Here is an 18,471-nt window from a genome sequence, read left to right as displayed (position 1 = left end):
CATGGATTTAGCACCATTGATTTCAATTGTAGTAATTTTTGTATTAATAATTTTCTTACTATCTATGTTTTTAAGCTTTGTTCCCCTAGGACTATGGGTTACAGCTCTATTTTCTGGAGTAAAGGTATCAATTATGACTCTTGTAGGGATGAGATTTAGAAGAGTTCAACCTATTAAGATAGTAAATCCTATGATTAAAGCAACTAAGGCTGGATTAAATCTATCTATTGATAAGCTAGAGGCTCACTATCTTGCTGGAGGAGATGTAAATTCAGTAGTAGATGCACTTATAGCAGCTCAAAGAGCAAATATAAACTTAGAATTTGAGCAGGCTGCGGCTATTGACTTAGCAGGAAGAGATGTTCTTGAAGCTGTTCAGGTTTCTGTTAATCCAAAGGTGATAGAGACACCTATTATTTCAGCTGTTGCAAAAGATGGTATTGAGGTGAAAGTTAAGGCTAGAGTTACTGTAAGGGCTAATATAGAAAGACTTGTTGGTGGAGCTGGTGAAGAAACTATAATTGCCAGAGTTGGCGAAGGTGTAGTTACTACAGTAGGTAGCTCTACAAATCATAAAGAGGTATTAGAAAATCCAGATAAAATATCCAAAACAGTTCTTGATAAAGGACTTGATTCAGGAACGGCATTTGAAATTTTGTCTATAGATATTGCAGATATAGATATCGGAAGAAATATAGGAGCTCAACTTCAAACTGATCAGGCTGAAGCTGATAAGAAAATAGCTCAGGCAAAAGCAGAGGAAAGAAGAGCTATGGCTATAGCTCAAGAACAAGAAATGAAAGCTACTGTGGTTCAAATGCAAGCTAAGCTAGTTGAATCGGAGTCAGAAGTTCCGCTAGCTATTGCTGAAGCGTTCAAAAATGGAAAATTAGGCATAATGGATTATTATAATATGAAAAATATTATGGCAGATACTCAAATGAGGGAATCCATAGCAAACAGTGAAGAAAGAGACCAAGAGCACGCTGAGTCTGATAAACATAAAAAGTAATAATAAATATACTTGCTGCATGATTATGTGGCAAGTATATTCTCTATTGTGAATTAAGCTTTAATCAAGAGAGGTGACAAAATGGATGGTTTGATAAGTTTGATTATTTTTTTTATAATTTCTTCGATTTTTTCAGGGAAAAAAAATGAAAAAAAGAAGTCAATTAAACAGAAAAATAATCAAAATACGGATGAAACAGCCTCAAATAACTCTCAGTGGATGGAAGATATTTGGAATGAAATGAAAACAGGACCAGCTAAAGACTTAATATCTATGGACAAAGTTGAAAGCCTTGCTAAAAAGGCCAAATCATTAAAAAACAAATCTATTGAAGCTGAGAAAAAAAGCTTTGAGAGTAAAAAAAATAAGTCAAATACTCAGACTTTATACAAAAAAGATAATGTAAATTACGATATTTCTGTTGAAAGCAATGAAGGAAAATCTTTAAATTCTGACTATGTTTTAAGAAGCGATACTAGCTCTATAGCTTATTCGGAAACAGCTAAGTATAAACGAAAAAAAGATTTATTTAGAAATCAAGATGATTTAAAAAGGGCAGTAATTATGAAAGAAATTATCGACAGACCACTTAGTATGAGAAATCTTAGGAAATTTTAATTTAGGAGGGGTATGATTGAAAATAACGTATTTGTTTCACAGTGGCTTTATGGTTGAACTTGATAACAATCTATTTATTTTCGACTATTTTAAAGATAACTGTAAGAAAAACAGATATAGAGATTGTGGTCAACTAAAACCTTCAGATATACCAAAAGATAAAAATGTGTATATCTTTGTATCTCATGGACATTATGACCATTTCGACAAAGAAATTCTTACCTTTAATGCAGATAATGTAAATTATATTTTTTATAAAGAAATAAGAGTAAAAAATGAACAAGACAATATCTATTATATGAATCCTTATGAAACTTTGATTATTGATGATATTAATATAAAGACGTATGGCTCTACAGATGAAGGGATATCATTTTTGATATCGGCAGAATCGAAGACTATATTTCATGCAGGAGATTTAAACTGGTGGCATTGGGAAGGCGAAACGCCAGATGAAAAGGAATATGCAAAAAAAGCTTTTTTATCTGAAATAGAAAAAATAACTGAAAATAATATAGATATTGCTTTTTTTCCAGTAGATCCTAGATTAGAGCATGCATATTACATGGGTGGAGAATACTTTATTGAAAAAATCAAGCCAAAGATATTCATCCCTATGCACTTCCAAGATGTATATGATGTTACAGATAAGTTTAAAAAACATATGATAAATAAAACAGATATCGAGATTTTGACTATCCGTGAGCGTGGAGAAATAATATATAAAGATTAAAAGGAATCTAAATTAGATTCCTTTGTTTTTTATCTCTTTAATCTTCTATTTATATCTGTTTGTCTGTCGTTAGACTGTTTAGTCCATTCTTTAAGCATATCTTCAAGGTTTACTGATTTTTCTGGCTCTTTTTTAAATGAAGGCTTATCATTTCTTTCGAAACGATCAGATCTTTCTCTATTATCTCTAGAAAATCTTGGTTCTTTATCTGCTACTGGTTTTGGATTTGCATCTTTAATAGATAGAGAAATCTTGCCAGAATCAGGCTCAATCGATATGATTTTAACTTTGACAGTGTCTCCTTCAGATAAAGCATCATTTACTTCTTTGATGTAGTCATGAGAAATCTGAGAAATATGTACTAGACCTCTTTTATTGTCTGCAAGAGAAATAAAAGCTCCAAATGGTTTTAATTGAACCACTTTACCTTCAACTATCATACCAACTTCTAAATTATTTGACATAAACACACTCCTATAATTAATGATAGTATAATTATAGCATAAATTAACGCTAAAAAACACAAAAAGCAGGATTATAATCCTGCTTTTTGTTAAAATTAAAATAAAACTTACTTAATTCATGCATTTATGGAAGCTGTAAATTTCTATATAAATATAAATTTAGCTAGATTATATTACAGTTACATCAGCTGAATTTTCCCATAATCCGTGGATATTGCAGTAGCTAATAGCTATTAGCTTTCCAGAAGAAGGTAGCTTAACCTTTGCAATAGCTACTGGCTCTGTAAACATTTCGCCTTCTCCATGAGCCATAAAATTGTAAGTTCCAAGCTCAACTGGGAATTTAGCTCCTTCTGCTAGGAAGAAAAGCTTAAACCATGAAATATGATGTTCTAAAGTGTTTGGATGTGCTATTGCATCCCCAATTGATAATTTAATTTCAGTCAAAACATTTGCTGAAATAGATTCTGGTGCATGAATAACAGGAACGTGTTTTTCGCCTTTCCAATCACCAGTTTGTAAGTAGTTTGCTAATATAGACATTATATTACCCCCTAAATTTAAAATTGTGATGAACAGTAAGTAAAGCTTTCGTTATCTTCTTTAAGGATACATAAGCTTACTGCATTCGTGTATATTCCTACCCTATGAAAAAGACTTCTAAACATTAAGAAAGAATTCTAGGGTATTAAAAAAATAAAATGGTCAGTGTAAAGCTTAAGTAAATAAATACTTTGCACTGCTTAGCTATGTTAATAAGTTCTTTGAAATGGTATAATAAAAAAAAGGCTAAAATTGTAAAATTAATTGTTTTGCTAATATAATACAACTTACCAAGGAGGAAAATTGTTTGTTGGAACAAAAGAAACTCGAACTTCACGATGAAGCTTTTCAAAGAGAGCTATTCGGAAATTTTGATAAAAATATAAAGATGATAGAAGAACAATTTGGCATTCACGTTGTGCTTAGAGATGGCAATGTTGTTCTTATAGGTGACAAAACTCAAGTTGAAAATGCAGAAAGATTAATGCATGATTTGTTTAAATTAGTTCAAAAAGGTGAAAAACTAAGTCCTCAGACTATATATTATTCTATGGATTTGGTGTCCACTAAATCCGAAGAAAAGCTATCGGATTTATCTGATGATGTAATAGTACTTTCTGCAAAAGGAAATCCTATAAAACCTAAAACTCTAGGTCAAAAGGAATATATCTCTAATATAAGAAATAATGATATCACAGTATGTATCGGACCAGCTGGAACTGGAAAAACATATCTAGCTGTAGCTATGGCAGTAATGGCTTTTAAAAGAGAAGAAATAAGCAGAATAATACTTACAAGGCCAGCAGTAGAAGCAGGTGAGAGCTTAGGTTTTTTACCAGGAGATTTAAAGGACAAGGTAGATCCATATCTTAGACCTTTGTACGATGCTCTTTTTGATATAATGGGAGCTGACAAATTTGCAAAATACATGGAAAGAGGTATGATTGAGGTTGCTCCACTTGCCTATATGAGAGGAAGAACCTTAGACAACTCTTTTATAATTTTAGATGAGGCGCAAAATACAACTCAGGAGCAGATGAAGATGTTTCTTACAAGACTTGGATTTGGCTCTAAAGCTGTTGTTACAGGAGATGTTACTCAAATAGATTTGCCGGGTGTAAAGAAAAGTGGTTTAATTCATGCAACAGAGGTGCTAAAGGATGTAAAAGGAATAGGCATTTCAGCGCTTAACGAAAAAGACGTTGTAAGACATGAATTAGTACAAAGAATCATCAAAGCTTATGAAAAGCATGAAAAAAAGGTGGCCTTTAAAGAGCAAGAAAAACAAGCAAACAAATCAAATGCTTTCAAAAATAAGCGAGGTGGACAGTAAATGCTTCAGCTTTTATTTGAAAATGATTCAAATTACATTCCAGCAAATGATTTATTAAAAATGCTCGAGAGCGTTATGCTAAAATCTCTAGAGCTTGAGGGAGTTGCCAAGGAAGTAGAAATTTCGCTTACCTTCACTACTGATGAGCTTATTAAAGAGATAAATAGCAAACATAGAAATATCGATAAAGCCACAGATGTGCTTTCATTTCCAATGTATGAAAAGCAAGAGCTTTCTGACATTAACACAAGTATTTCTAATTTTCCTGTTGCACTAGGGGATATTGTGGTATCAGTAGAAAGAACATTTTCACAAGCAGAGGAATATGGACATTCATTTGAAAGGGAAATGGCATTTTTGGTTTGTCATTCTATGTTTCATCTTTTAGGCTATGACCATATGACCAAACAAGAAGAAGGCTTGATGATGGAAAAACAAAATAAGGTACTAGAAGCTCTTGGCATTAATAGATAGCAAGGAGGAGATGTCTTGGAAAAAAACACAAACCTCATAAAAACATTTAACTATGCTATTGATGGTATAATATATACTCTAAAAAGCCAAAGAAATATGAAGATTCACTATGCAATAGCTATATTGGTATTATTTCTTACGCTTTTTTTGAACTTGAGCAGAATAGAAATTATAGCAGTGTTTTTTTCTATTTCACTTGTCATCTTGTCCGAAATGTTCAACACTGCCATAGAAAAAACTGTGGATTTAGTAACGACAGAATACAGTCCCCTTGCTAAGATAGCAAAGGATGTAGCGGCTGGAGCAGTACTTGTTTCTGCACTTAACTCTATCATGGTAGCGTATTTAGTATTCTTTGATAGATTAAATCCCTTTACCTTATCTTTATTAATCAAGATAAAAAATCAAGATGTCCATGTGACTATTATAGGTATAATTATTACTCTGCTTTTTGTAGTGGCAGGAAAAACACTTTCACCAAAGGGAAGCCACGTACAAGGTGGAGTAGTAAGTGGACATGCAGCGTTATCTTTTGCACTAGCGACCTCTATAGGATATATTTCTGAAAATGCGTTAGTAGCAACTCTTTCATTTATGCTAGCTTTATTAGTAGCTCAGAGCAGAATTGAAGGGAGAATTCACACCTTAAGAGAAGTGATTTATGGAGGGGTTTTAGGAATCCTTGTTATAACACTATTATTTAAGGTAGTTTTTTAATCAAAAGTAACTAGGAGATGATATAAATATGGAGAATTTTAAATTACTTGAACTTGCAGAGCAGGCAAAAGAAAATGCCTATGTTCCATATTCAAAATTCAAGGTAGGGGCAGCTCTTCTTACAAAAAATGGCAAAGTATATACTGGCTGTAATGTTGAGGTAGCATCTTTTGGAGCGACAAATTGTGCTGAAAGAACTGCTATATTTAAAGCTATATCTGAAGGAGAAACTGAGTTTGAAAAAATAGCAGTGGCTTCTTCAAATGATGATGAAACTTTTCCTTGTGGTATTTGCAGGCAGGTTATAGTTGAGTTTAGCAAGGATTTAAAAATAATACTAGGAAGTACAAGTAAAAATATAATAAAAGAATACACTATAGATGATTTGCTACCGCATTCATTTACAAGTGATGATTTATAAAAAAGGATGGTATGATGAAAAATAACTCAAGTAAAAAGAATTTTAAATCTGGATTTGTAAGCATTATAGGAAGACCTAATGTAGGGAAATCTACATTGATGAACTCTCTAGTCGGAGAAAAAATTGCTATCATGAGCGATAAACCTCAAACTACTAGAAATCAAATCAGGGCTATTTATAACGATGATGAAATGCAGATAGTATTTATGGATACACCAGGAATCCAAAAGCCACAAAACAGACTAGGCGATTATATGCTCAAGGTCTCACATTCATCTATGAGAGATACTGATGTAATCTTATTTGTAGTAGATGATTCAAAATCTATAGGCAAAAAAGATTCAGATATAATTGAAACCTTAAAAACAAACAAATCGAAAAAAATACTAGCTATAAATAAGATAGATAAGCTTTCAAAGGAAGAGCTGATGGATCTTATCAACATGTATTCAAAAATTGGCATATTTGATGAGATAGTACCAGTGTCTGCGCTTAAAGGAACTAATAACAACACTCTGATAAAAGTGCTTGCAAAGTATATGGAAGCTGGACCTCTTTATTTTCCAGTAGATATGATTACTGACCAGCCTGAGAAGGTTCTAGTTTCAGAAATAATAAGAGAAAAGCTGCTTATGTATACTGACCAAGAGATTCCTCATGGAATAGCAGTTGATATAGAAGCTATGAAAAAGCGTAAGGATAAAGATATAATTGATATTTCCGCTGTGATTTACTGCGAAAGAGAATCTCATAAGAAAATAATAATTGGAAGTCAGGGAAGAAAAATTAAAGGAATAGGTAAGGCTGCAAGAGAAGAACTAGAGATGATTCTTGGAAGCAAAATATTTCTAGAGCTTTGGGTAAAAGTTAAAGAAAACTGGAGAGATAGAGAAAACTATATTCGCTCATTTGGATACGAAGATAAGTAGGAAAAATCATGCAAATAGAAACAGAAGGTATAGTAGTAAAAACAGTTAAATATGGCGAAGCTGATACAATACTCACTATAGTGAGCCAGAAGCTAGGCAAAATTACAGTGTTTACGAAGGCTTCGAAAAGAGTGAAAAGTCCTCTTATGTCAGCTTCTCAGATATTTGCATATTCAAATTTTGTGTTAACTCATCAATCTGGCTCATATAGACTTCAAAGAGTAGAACTTATAAAAAACTATTATAAAATTTCTACTGACTTAGATAAATTTTTTTATGCCTCTTATTTTATGGAACTATCTGAAAAACTTATGATAGAACATCAAACCAATATAAAATTATTTAATTTATTAAAAGACACTCTAGATATACTGCTGGAGCTAGATACTCAAAAGCTAGAGCTTATGCGAATTGTTTATGAATTAAAGATTTTAGAGTGCTCAGGTTTTAAACCTGAAGTTTTAAAGTGTGCAAATTGTGGTATCATACAGTTAGAGCGTTCTAGATATTTCAGTATAATTGAAGGTGGAATCATCTGTAAGGATTGCAGTAGTAAAGTAAAGCCTTTGATGGAGTTTGATAAGACAACCATCAGGTTTGTAGAGTATGTATATTCTAATGACATGAGCTTAGCTGTAAATGCAAAGGTGTCAAAAATCATACTCGCTGAACTAAAACGACTGCTACATCATTATATTGAAGAATATCTAGGGACATTAAATTTAAAATCTATAAATTTTATTGATAATTATTAAGGAGGTTTTAAAATGGTAACATTAGAAAAAATTGATCAAGTTGTAGACAGAACAGGTGTGACATATGAGCAGGCAAGAGATGCACTTAATGCTTGTGAAGGCGATGTTATAGATGCTATCATCTATTTAGAAAAAAGCCAACACAGTTTTATGGAAAATATCAACATCAAAAGCAGTGAAGTTACAGACACACTAAAAGACCTTCTTAAAAAAGGCAATGTAACAAGAGTTCTAGTGGAAAAAGACGGAGAGGTTTTACTTAATCTTCCAGTTACTGTAGGGGCTATTGGTCTTGTTATGGCTCCAGTTGTTGCTATGATAGGAGTAGGTGCAGCTTTTGTAACTAAATATACTATTAAGATAGTAAAGGAAGACGGAGAAGAAATAGATGTAAATAAAATGACAGAAGAAAAAGTTGCTGAAGTAAAGAAAATGGTAGATGAAAAAATGGGTAAAAAAGATTCTGCTGATGTGACTGAAGAAGTAATAAAAGAAGAAGAGGAAGATAAAGAAATTTAATTTCATAATCTATACTTTGCAAAAAGACCTTATTCTAATGAGATAGGGTCTTTTTTTGTATGCAATGGTTGACTAGAGCCTCTGATTTGTTCTATATTAATAATATTAACCTTATAAACTAATGCAAATGGGGGCATATAAAATGAATTTTCAGCAAATGATATTGAAACTTCAAGAATATTGGTCAAACCAAGGCTGTATCATAATGCAAGCGTATGATAGCGAAAAAGGTGCAGGAACTATGAATCCAGCAACCTTTTTAAGAGCACTTGGGCCAGAGCCTTGGAAAGTATGCTATACAGAGCCGTCTAGAAGACCAGCAGATGCAAGATATGGCGAGAATCCGAATAGACTATATCAGCATCACCAATTCCAAGTAATAATGAAGCCATCACCAGATAATATTCAAGATATTTATCTTAAATCACTTGAAGCTATAGGAATTAATCCTAAAGAGCATGATATTAGATTTGTGGAAGACAACTGGGAAAACCCTACCTTTGGAGCATGGGGGCTAGGCTGGGAAGTTTGGCTTGATGGAATGGAAATTACCCAATTTACTTATTTTCAGCAAGTAGGTTCTATTGACTGTGAGCTTGAATCTGCTGAGCTTACCTATGGATTGGAAAGAATCGCTCTATATCTGCAAGAGAAAAACAATGTCTATGATATAGATTTCACTGATGAAATTAAGTATGGAGAAGTATTTAAAAAAGCTGAGTACGAGCATTCTGTATACAGTTTTGAGCTATCTGATAAGGATATGCTTCTTAATATGTTCAATACCTATGAAAAAGAAGCTACTAGACTTATTGATGAGGGCCTTGTAATGCCTGCCTATGACTATGTACTTAAATCATCTCACGCCTTTAATTTATTAGATGCAAGAGGAGCTATCGGAGTAAGTCAAAGAGCTCTTTATATAGGAAGAGTTAGAAATATGGCTAGAAAAATTGCATCAGCATATGTAAAGCAACGTGAAGAGATGGGCTTCCCATTACTAAAAGGTGGTGATATCAATGAATAAAAAGCTATTATTTGAGATAGGAACTGAGGAAATTCCAGCTAGATTTATTGCAAAAACAAAAGCTGATATGAAGGGATATCTAGAAAAAACACTTAAAGAGCTTCATATTGAATATAAATCTATAGAACTAAAATGTACACCTAGAAGATTTGTGGTAGTTATAGATGAGCTAGCAGAAAATCAAGCTACTGTTGAGGAAGAACTAAAAGGTCCAGCTAAGAAAATTGCTTTTGATGAAAATAATAACCCAAGCAAAGCTCTTCTTGGATTTCTAAAGGGCAAAGATATCAGTCCAGAGGAAGTATACTTTAAAACAGTGGGTAAGGATGAATACGCTCATATTAAGCTTACAAAAGAAGGGCAAGCTGTAAAAGGCCTGCTTAAAGATATTTTTGAAGGAATGATAAAATCAACTACCTTCCCTAAATCTATGAGATGGGGTGGCAAAAATATCCGTTTTGTAAGACCGATAAGATATTTCGTATGCCTAATGGATGAAGAAGTAATTGATTTTGAAATTGAAGGCATTAAAACAGGCAATATTACAAAAGGACATAGATTCTTAGGCAGCAGTGAAATAGTAATTAATACTCCTGATGAATATGAAGCTAAGCTTAAGGAAAACTTTGTAATTCTAGATGATGAGCAAAGAAAATCACTAATATTAGAGCAGTGTAAAGCTGTAGCTGATTCTCTTGGTGGAACTCTTATGATGGATGAGGATTTATTAGAGGAAGTAAATTATATTGTAGAGTATCCTACAGCTTTTTATGGAGAGTTTGACGAGAGCTATCTATCGCTTCCAAAGGAAGCAATCATCACTCCTATGAAAGAGCATCAGAGATATTTCCCTGTACTTGACGCAGATGGCAAGCTTCTAAATAAATTCATAACTGTAAGAAATGGCGATAGCTATGCGATAGATAATGTTAAAAGAGGAAATGAAAAGGTACTGGATGCTAGACTTAGTGATGCTCTATTTTTCTATCATGAAGATACTAAAAAGCCTCTAGAGGCTTATGTAGAAAGATTAGATACTATAGTTTTCCAACAAAAACTAGGGACTATACTAGATAAAACCAAGAGAATTCAAAACCTATCAGAAAAAATTGCAAAAGCTCTAGCTTTAACTTTGCCAAATCTAGATAGAGCGGCTTACCTTTCAAAAGCAGATTTGACAACTGCTATGGTTTTTGAATTTACAGAGCTACAAGGTATAATGGGAAGATACTATGCGAATCTTTCAAACGAGCCAAGTGAAGTAGCTGAGGCTATATATGAGCATTATCTTCCTAGATTTGCAGGAGATGAGCTTCCATCTACAAATGAAGGTATAATTCTGGCACTTTCAGATAGATTGGACTCAGTTGCTGGCTTCTTTGCTATAGGTATTCAGCCTACAGGCTCTCAGGATCCATATGCTCTTAGACGTCAGGCTCTTGGCATACTTAATATTATGATGGAAAAGAAGCTAGATGTGAGATTGTTCGACCTACTTGATTTAGCTCTAGAAAATTTTGATTTTGAGGATATGGACAAGCAGTCAGTTAAATCTGACCTTATGTCATTCTTTGAGCTTAGACTTAAGAATCTATTCACTGATATGGGTATACGCTACGATGTAGTTGATGCAATTATTAATATAGAGGATTCTAATCCATTTGATTTATTAATAAGAGCTAAGGATTTAGATGCTTGGGTTAAAAATAATAGCGTAACTGAGGCTCTTCAGACTTTTAGCCGTATATCAAACATTTCCAAGGAAGCAGTTGCTGGAAAGGTAGATGAAGCTTTATTTGCTCATGATAGTGAAGCAAAGTTAAATACTGCATATAATAGTATTAAAGCTGAGGTTGAAGCTATGCTAGCAAGAAGAGAATATGTTAAGGCTTTAGAGTTATTAATCTCTATTAAGGATAGTGTAGATGCATTCTTTGACAGCGTAATGATAATGGACGAAAATATGGATATTAGAGCAAATAGACTTGCTATGCTATCAAATATAAGAACTACAATGGAATCTGTTGCTGATTTATCAAAAATTGTGAATGCATAATAAAATGAATATATAATATAGAAAAAACATGACAACCTTATCAGAGGCTGTCGTGTTTTTTTATTTCAAGAAAAAGTAAAATAATTGTTGGATTAGTGACTTTTATTATTTTAAGAAATTATTATTTTATAAGATATTTATATTATTTAGGTAAGGTATCGAAAATTATGGGTAAATAATAGTAACTGGAATTTTGATAAAAATCTAGCATTTAATATATTGACACCAAGAACAATATGACATACTATATGTATATAATATGTCACAATGGAGGTGAGGAAAATTCAAATTACTGAACGCCAGCAAAAAATCATTGATATTGTAAAAGCTGACCAGCCCATTACAAGTGAGCAGATTGCTAGTAAGCTAGGACTTACTAGAGCGACTCTTAGACCAGATTTATCCATACTTACAATGAGCGGACTTTTAGACGCACGTCCAAAGGTAGGATATTTTTATACAGAAAATGCAATAAAATCATATAGCATAAGAGAGATAAGCAACAAAAAAGTTGCAAATGTAATGAGTATACCAATCATCATAGAGGAAAATGTATCTATTCACAGTGCGATAGTAACTATGTTCCTAGAAGATGTAGGCTCGATATTCATCACATCTAATAAATATCTTAGTGGAGTGGTATCCAGAAAGGATTTATTAAAAAGTGCAATAGGAAATGGAGATATATCTTCTATACCAGTTAGCATGGCAATGACAAGAATGCCGAATATCATTTGTGTCAAGGAAAATGAGACCGTAGAAGATGCACTTAGAAAGCTAATAGAGCATGAAGTAGATAGTCTGCCTGTGGTTCAAATTGAAAAGGATGGAAATAACGAGCAGTATGTTGTTGTTGGAAGATTTTCGAAAACTACGGTAGCCAGATTATTTATGGAAATATTACAAAACTAATCTAACGGAGGATGCTAATGAGCATATTATCAGTATATATAATATCTGATTCTCTAGGAGAAACAGGTGAACAGGTTGCAAAAGCAGCTATATCTCAATTTGAATTGGATGATTATGAGATAAAAAGATTTCCTTATGTTCTTAATTTAAAGCTTCTTAGCGAAATATTAAGTGAAGCTTCTAACGAATCAAATTCAGTACTTTTTTATACATTAGTAGATAAAGAATTTATTGACTACATAAAAGATTATTCAGCTGAGTCGGGACTTATTGCAGTGGATTTACTTAGCCCTCTTATATCAGCAATAAAAGAATCTACTCACTTAGAACCAGCTAGAGAGCCTGGAACAATAAGAAAACTTGATGAAGCTTATTTTAAAAGGGTAGAGGCTATTGAGTTTGCTGTAAAATACGATGATGGAAAGGACCCAAGAGGTCTTGCTAAGGCAGATGTAGTTATTCTTGGTATATCTCGTACATCTAAGACTCCCCTTTCTATGTATCTTGCAAATAAGAATATAAAGGTAGCAAATATTCCTCTTGTGCCTGAGTCTGTTCCGCCAAAGGAAATATACGAGGTTCCGGCTAAAAGAGTTATAGGGCTTACGAATTCTCCTACAAAACTAAATGAGATAAGAGAAGAAAGATTAAAGGCTCTAGGACTTCCTAAAGGTTCTAGCTATGCGAGTATGGAAAGAATATTAGATGAAATAGATTATGCAGAAAAAATCATGAAAAAAATAGGATGCCCGATAATAGATGTTTCGAATAAAGCTATTGAAGAGACAGCAGAGCTTATTATTAGTATTTTAAAACGTAATGGAATAAAGGTTTTTAAAGATTAATTATGATATATGCATGGGAGGTTAATTAATATGGATAATAAATTTGTATATAGTTTTCATGAAGGTTCAAAAGAAATGAAATCACTACTTGGTGGGAAGGGTGCTAATTTAGCTGAAATGACTAATATAGGACTGCCTGTTCCTCCAGGATTTACTATAACTACAAAGGCTTGTATTAATTTCTACGATGAAGGAAAAACTCTATGGCCATCACTAATAGATGAAATTAAGCTTCATCTTGCTGAGGTAGAAAAAACATTAAATAAAAGGTTCTCAGATGAAGAAAATCCACTTCTTGTTTCTGTTCGCTCTGGAGCAGTTTTCTCAATGCCTGGAATGATGGATACTATACTTAACCTTGGACTTAATGACAAAGCAGTAAAAGGTCTTGCTAAATCTACAGGTAATGAGCGTTTTGCTTATGATAGCTATAGAAGATTTATTCAGATGTTCTCAGATGTAGCTATGGAAATTCCAAAGGTTAGGTTTGAATCCTTACTTGAGGAAATGAAAGAAAATAAAGGAGTTCATAACGATACAGACTTAAATAGTGAGGATTTAAAGGCACTAGTTGAAATGTACAAAAAAGTATATTTCGAAGAAAAGCATGAAGAGTTTCCGCAAGATCCAATGAAACAGCTAGAGCTTGCAATTAAAGCTGTATTTGAGTCTTGGAACAATCCTAGAGCTATGATATATAGAAAGCTTAATGATATTCCACACGATTTAGGAACTGCAGTAAATGTACAGTCAATGGTGTTTGGAAATATGGGAGATAAGTCTGGAACAGGTGTTGCATTTACTAGAAATCCAGCAGATGGAGAAAATAAACTCTTTGGAGAGTTCTTGATAAATGCACAAGGAGAAGATGTAGTTGCAGGTATACGTACTCCAAATGAAATCTCTGAGCTAAAAGATATTATGCCAGAAGTTTACAGTCAATTTGTGGATGCAACTAAAAAGCTAGAGCACCATTACAAGGATATGCAAGATATTGAGTTTACTATAGAAAATGAGAGATTATTTTTACTTCAAACTAGAGCTGGAAAAAGAACTGCTCATGCAGCAATCAATGTTGCAGTTGATTTAGTAGATGAAAATCTTATTTCTAAAGAAGAAGCTATTATGAGAATAGAGCCTAATCAATTAGATCAGTTACTGCATCCAATGTTTGAGCCAAAAGCTTTAGCAGATGCTCAAATTATTGCAAAAGGACTTCCAGCATCTCCTGGTGCTGCTTCTGGAAAGATTTATTTCCATGCAGATGATGTAGTTGCAGCGAAAGCTAGAGGAGAAAAATCTATCCTAGTAAGACAAGAGACATCTCCTGAGGATATAGAGGGAATGGTAGCGGCAGAGGGTATTCTTACAGCTAGAGGTGGAATGACATCTCACGCTGCAGTTGTTGCAAGAGGTATGGGTAAATGCTGCGTAGCTGGATGTAGTGAAATAAGAGTTGATGAGACTTCTAAAATTATTAAAGTTAAGAATGAAATTATAAAAGAGGGAGAATTTATTTCTCTTGATGGAAGTGCTGGAACAGTATATAGAGGAGAAATTATTAAGATTCAACCAGAGCTAAGTGGAAATTTTGAAAAATTCATGACCTGGGTAGATGAATTTAGAAGATTGAAAGTTAGAACCAATGCGGACACTCCTAAGGATGCAGCTCAAGCAGTAGTGTTTGGGGCAGAAGGAATTGGACTTTGCCGTACTGAGCATATGTTCTTTGATGAAAAAAGAATTCCAGCTGTTAGAAGGATGATAGTGTCTACTACTTTAGAGGAAAGAAAAAAAGCTCTTGATGAACTTCTTCCTATGCAAAGGAAGGATTTCTATGAAATCTATGAGGCTATGGGAGAAAGACCTGTTACAGTAAGACTTTTAGATCCTCCACTTCATGAATTCTTGCCACATGGTGATGAAGATATTAAATCTTTAGCGGAGTCTATGAATATAGCATTCGAAGATTTAAAAGATAGAATAGAAGATTTGGCTGAATTTAACCCTATGCTTGGGCATAGAGGATGCAGACTTGCTGTTACCTATCCAGAAATATACAGAATGCAGACAAGAGCGATAATCGAAGCTGCTTTAGATATAAAAAAATCTGGAATGGAGTCTATACTTCCAGAAATAATGATACCTCTTATAGGAGACGTTGTTGAGCTTAAATATGTTAAAAAAGAAATAGAAGAAGAAATTCAGTTAGTATTTGATGAAAGAAATGATAAAGTAAACTACCTAATAGGAACTATGATAGAGGTTCCTAGAGCAGCAATAACAGCAGATGAAATAGCTACTGAAGCAGAATTCTTTAGCTTCGGAACAAACGACCTTACTCAAATGGGATATGGCTTCTCAAGAGATGATGCAGGTAAATTCTTATCTGATTATGAGTCTAAAGGTATTTTTGAAAAAAGTCCATTTGAAGTGCTAGATCAAAAAGGTATAGGAAAGCTTATGGAAATAGCTGTTGATTTAGGAAAGAAAACGAGAGCAAATATTAAGCTTGGAATCTGTGGAGAGCATGGCGGAGAGCCATCTTCTGTAGAGTTCTGCCATAGATTGGGCCTAGATTATGTTTCTTGCTCGCCTTATAGAGTCCCAATAGCTAGACTTGCAGCTGCTCAGGCAGTTATAAAAGAAAGTGTAAATGTAACTAGAGATAAGTAGCAGTTAATCAAAATACAATGGGATATTTATCTCATTGTATTTTCTTTGAAGCGATTTTTTATCAAAAATGAATATATTATGGTAAAATAATAAAGTAAATAAAACGAATTTTAATTGGAGGTTTTAAAGTGAAAAAAATCGATGAAAGAGCTATAAACTCGATAAGATTTTTATCTATCGATAGCATCAATAAAGCTAACTCTGGCCATCCTGGATTACCAATGGGTGCAGCACCAATGGCATATACACTATGGAGCAAATTTTTAAGAATTTCTCCTCAGAATCCTACATGGGAAAATAGAGATAGATTCGTACTATCGGCTGGGCACGGCTCAATGCTTCTTTATTCACTACTTCATCTATTTAACTATGGATTACCTTTAGAAGAGCTTAAAAACTTTAGACAATTTGATAGCAAGACTCCAGGGCATCCTGAATATGGTCATACTGTAGGCGTGGAAACTACTACAGGACCACTAGGGCAAGGCTTTGCAAATGCGGTGGGTATGGCTATAGCAGAAAGACATTTAGCTGGAAAGTTTAATACATCTAAATTTGACATAGTAGATCACTATACCTATGTACTTGCTGGGGACGGCGATATGATGGAAGGAATCACATATGAAGCAGCATCACTTGCAGGAACGCTTAAGCTAGATAAGCTAGTTGCTCTTTATGATGATAATAAAATTACTATAGATGGAAGTACTGATATTTCTTTTAGCGAAGATGTAAAAAAGAGATTTGAGGCAATGCACTGGAATGTTATCGTAGTTAAGGACGGTAATGATGCTGGTCTTATAAGAAAAGCTATAATAAAGGCTCATAAGTCAAAAGGCAAGCCTACACTTATTATGGTTAAGACCATAATAGGCTTTGGAAGTCCTAATAAAGCAGGTACTTCTAAAGTTCATGGTTCTCCACTTGGCAAGGACGAAGCTATGCTAACAAGAGAGGCTCTTGGATGGAATGATTATAGCGAGTTTGAAATCCCTGAAGATGTAAAAGACCACTTTATGAGACTTAGCAAGAAAAAAGAAAAGACTTTTAAAGAGTGGCAGTCAAAGCTTGTGGATTATGCAAAGGAAAATCCAGAGCTTTATAGAGAATGGAAAAGATATAATAGCAATGAGATTTCTAAGGAATTGTATGAAGACAAATCTATATTTGAAACTTCTAGTGATAGTATGGCTACTAGAGCTTCAGGTGGAGATATACTAAATAAAATCGCAAAATATGTTCCAAATATAGTAGGAGGGTCAGCTGACCTAAATGAATCTACAAAGACTTATCTTAAAGAAAAAGGTGATTTTTTAGTAGATGATATGGGAGCAAATATATTCTTTGGTATCAGAGAACATGCCATGGGAGCTATAGTAAACGGTATAGTACTTCACGGAGGACTAAGAGCTTATGGTTCTACTTTCCTTGTTTTCTCTGATTATATGAGAACACCTATTAGACTGGCTTCTCTTATGAATATACCGGCTATGTTTATTTTCACTCATGATTCAATAGGAGTAGGAGAAGATGGACCGACTCATCAGCCTATAGAGCACGTTTCAAGCTTAAGAATGATGCCAGGACTTAGCGTGTGGAGACCAGCAGATTACATGGAGACAGGTTTTTCATATGTTGCGGCATTTGAAAAAACTGATGGTCCAAGCGTTATGGTTCTAACAAGACAAAACCTTCCAAAGCTAGATGGAGTAAATGAAAATGTTAAGAAGGGTGGATACATCCTATCTAAAGAAGAAAAAGCTACTCCTGATGCAATTCTTATGGGTTCTGGCTCTGAGGTTTCATTACTAGTTGAAGCTAAAAAAGTATTAAAAGAAAAAGGTCTGGATGTAAGAATAGTATCAATGCCAAACATGAATGTGTTTGAAATGCAATCTAAAGAATATAAAGAAGAGGTACTTCCTAGCGATGTAGAAGCGAGAGTATCTGTAGAAGCTGGAGTTACTATGCCATGGTATAGATACCTAGGGAATAAAGGAACAGCAATAGGAATAGATACCTTTGGGGCTTCTGCTCCTATAGAAAAATTAATGAAGCATTTTGGTTTTAGTGTTGACAACGTAGTAGATAAAGTTCTTGAGGTAGTTAAATAGTATTGTAATAAAAGATTAAAATATAATATGAATTTTATAGTTAAAAAGCTGGAATAGACGATTCTTCATCTAAACTGGCTTTTTAATTTTAAATTAATTATAATTTTTTATTTAGAAATAATCAATTTTATAAATAATAAATTTTATAATTGCTTAAAACATTACAAATGCTTAATTTCAGATAAATATGCATGCTTTACATCTTGAATGAAGGTATGCTATAATTTTTAAGATGTATACTAATTTTGAGTTATATTTTTTATGCATGGTCTAAAATGTCAAGAAATTATAATTTAGATATAAAATAAACTAAAGCTGTAATT

The 18,471-nt window shown here is 33.4% G+C and carries 18 protein-coding genes; 16 read left to right on the top strand and 2 right to left on the bottom strand.

The features are described from left to right. Position 1: 1 nt before the first annotated feature. The 3 genes from floA to CLOST_RS09015 all read left to right on the top strand — a co-directional run bounded on the left by floA (position 2) and on the right by CLOST_RS09015 (position 2,363). Positions 2-1,012 carry a flotillin-like protein FloA gene (gene floA / locus CLOST_RS09025; RefSeq protein ID WP_013361996.1) on the top strand — a complete coding sequence of 337 codons (1,011 nt, stop codon included), beginning with the start codon at positions 2-4 and terminating at the stop codon, positions 1,010-1,012. A gap of 81 nt (positions 1,013-1,093) precedes the next feature. Next, complete coding sequence (locus CLOST_RS09020) at positions 1,094-1,630, top strand: hypothetical protein (protein WP_013361995.1); 537 nt, start codon at positions 1,094-1,096, stop codon at positions 1,628-1,630. Positions 1,631-1,646: 16 nt separating this feature from the next. After that, positions 1,647-2,363: an MBL fold metallo-hydrolase gene (locus tag CLOST_RS09015; protein WP_013361994.1), complete on the top strand. Its 717-nt coding sequence runs from the start codon at positions 1,647-1,649 to the stop codon at positions 2,361-2,363. Positions 2,364-2,392: 29 nt separating this feature from the next. Here the strand turns inward: CLOST_RS09015 and CLOST_RS09010 are convergent, their stop codons facing one another. Together CLOST_RS09010 and CLOST_RS09005 are read right to left on the bottom strand one after the other, a co-directional pair. Further along, on the bottom strand, positions 2,393-2,827 hold the full coding sequence (locus CLOST_RS09010; protein ID WP_013361993.1) for a S1 RNA-binding domain-containing protein: 435 nt from the start codon (positions 2,825-2,827) through the stop codon (positions 2,393-2,395). Between the two features lie 168 nt (positions 2,828-2,995). After that, the gene (locus tag CLOST_RS09005; protein ID WP_013361992.1) at positions 2,996-3,370 is read right to left on the bottom strand and encodes a class II SORL domain-containing protein; all 375 of its coding nucleotides are present in this window, start codon (positions 3,368-3,370) and stop codon (positions 2,996-2,998) included. A 307-nt stretch (positions 3,371-3,677) separates the two neighbouring features. Here CLOST_RS09005 and CLOST_RS09000 point away from each other — a divergent pair, with 307 nt between their 5' ends. The 13 genes from CLOST_RS09000 (at position 3,678) to tkt (ending at position 18,148) form a co-directional block, all read left to right on the top strand. Next, a complete protein-coding gene (locus CLOST_RS09000; RefSeq protein ID WP_013361991.1) occupies positions 3,678-4,703 on the top strand; it encodes a PhoH family protein in 1,026 nt (341 codons plus the stop codon). Next, positions 4,704-5,177 carry an rRNA maturation RNase YbeY gene (gene ybeY / locus CLOST_RS08995; protein ID WP_013361990.1) on the top strand — a complete coding sequence of 158 codons (474 nt, stop codon included), beginning with the start codon at positions 4,704-4,706 and terminating at the stop codon, positions 5,175-5,177. 15 nt (positions 5,178-5,192) lie between these two features. Beyond that, complete coding sequence (locus tag CLOST_RS08990; RefSeq protein WP_013361989.1) at positions 5,193-5,894, top strand: diacylglycerol kinase; 702 nt, start codon at positions 5,193-5,195, stop codon at positions 5,892-5,894. A gap of 28 nt (positions 5,895-5,922) precedes the next feature. Further along, a complete protein-coding gene (cdd, locus tag CLOST_RS08985) occupies positions 5,923-6,315 on the top strand; it encodes a cytidine deaminase (RefSeq protein WP_013361988.1) in 393 nt (130 codons plus the stop codon). 11 nt (positions 6,316-6,326) lie between these two features. Next, positions 6,327-7,244, top strand: a complete 918-nt coding sequence (gene era / locus CLOST_RS08980) for a GTPase Era (protein WP_013361987.1) — start codon at positions 6,327-6,329, stop codon at positions 7,242-7,244. Positions 7,245-7,252: 8 nt separating this feature from the next. Continuing rightward, positions 7,253-7,999: a DNA repair protein RecO gene (gene recO, locus CLOST_RS08975; RefSeq protein ID WP_013361986.1), complete on the top strand. Its 747-nt coding sequence runs from the start codon at positions 7,253-7,255 to the stop codon at positions 7,997-7,999. Positions 8,000-8,011: 12 nt separating this feature from the next. Then, positions 8,012-8,518 carry a DUF4342 domain-containing protein gene (locus tag CLOST_RS08970; protein WP_013361985.1) on the top strand — a complete coding sequence of 169 codons (507 nt, stop codon included), beginning with the start codon at positions 8,012-8,014 and terminating at the stop codon, positions 8,516-8,518. A gap of 142 nt (positions 8,519-8,660) precedes the next feature. Next, positions 8,661-9,545, top strand: a complete 885-nt coding sequence (gene glyQ, locus CLOST_RS08965) for a glycine--tRNA ligase subunit alpha (protein WP_013361984.1) — start codon at positions 8,661-8,663, stop codon at positions 9,543-9,545. Further along, entirely contained in the window at positions 9,538-11,601 is a 2,064-nt protein-coding gene (gene glyS / locus CLOST_RS08960; RefSeq protein ID WP_013361983.1) for a glycine--tRNA ligase subunit beta, read from the top strand. Before glyQ ends, glyS begins: the two co-directional genes overlap by 8 nt. A gap of 267 nt (positions 11,602-11,868) precedes the next feature. Then, on the top strand, positions 11,869-12,513 hold the full coding sequence (gene ccpN / locus CLOST_RS08955; RefSeq protein WP_013361982.1) for a transcriptional regulator CcpN: 645 nt from the start codon (positions 11,869-11,871) through the stop codon (positions 12,511-12,513). Between the two features lie 17 nt (positions 12,514-12,530). Further along, complete coding sequence (locus tag CLOST_RS08950) at positions 12,531-13,358, top strand: pyruvate, water dikinase regulatory protein (RefSeq protein WP_013361981.1); 828 nt, start codon at positions 12,531-12,533, stop codon at positions 13,356-13,358. 30 nt (positions 13,359-13,388) lie between these two features. Then, positions 13,389-16,034 carry a pyruvate, phosphate dikinase gene (gene ppdK, locus CLOST_RS08945; RefSeq protein ID WP_013361980.1) on the top strand — a complete coding sequence of 882 codons (2,646 nt, stop codon included), beginning with the start codon at positions 13,389-13,391 and terminating at the stop codon, positions 16,032-16,034. A gap of 128 nt (positions 16,035-16,162) precedes the next feature. After that, positions 16,163-18,148 carry a transketolase gene (gene tkt, locus CLOST_RS08940; protein ID WP_013361979.1) on the top strand — a complete coding sequence of 662 codons (1,986 nt, stop codon included), beginning with the start codon at positions 16,163-16,165 and terminating at the stop codon, positions 18,146-18,148. Positions 18,149-18,471: the final 323 nt, after the last annotated feature.

Origin of the sequence: Acetoanaerobium sticklandii (assembly GCF_000196455.1) — a bacterium.
Lineage (GTDB): Bacteria > Bacillota > Clostridia > Peptostreptococcales > Filifactoraceae > Acetoanaerobium > Acetoanaerobium sticklandii.
The sequence above is the reverse complement of the archived record's forward strand: the minus strand, read 5'-3'. Positions and strand labels throughout refer to the sequence as shown.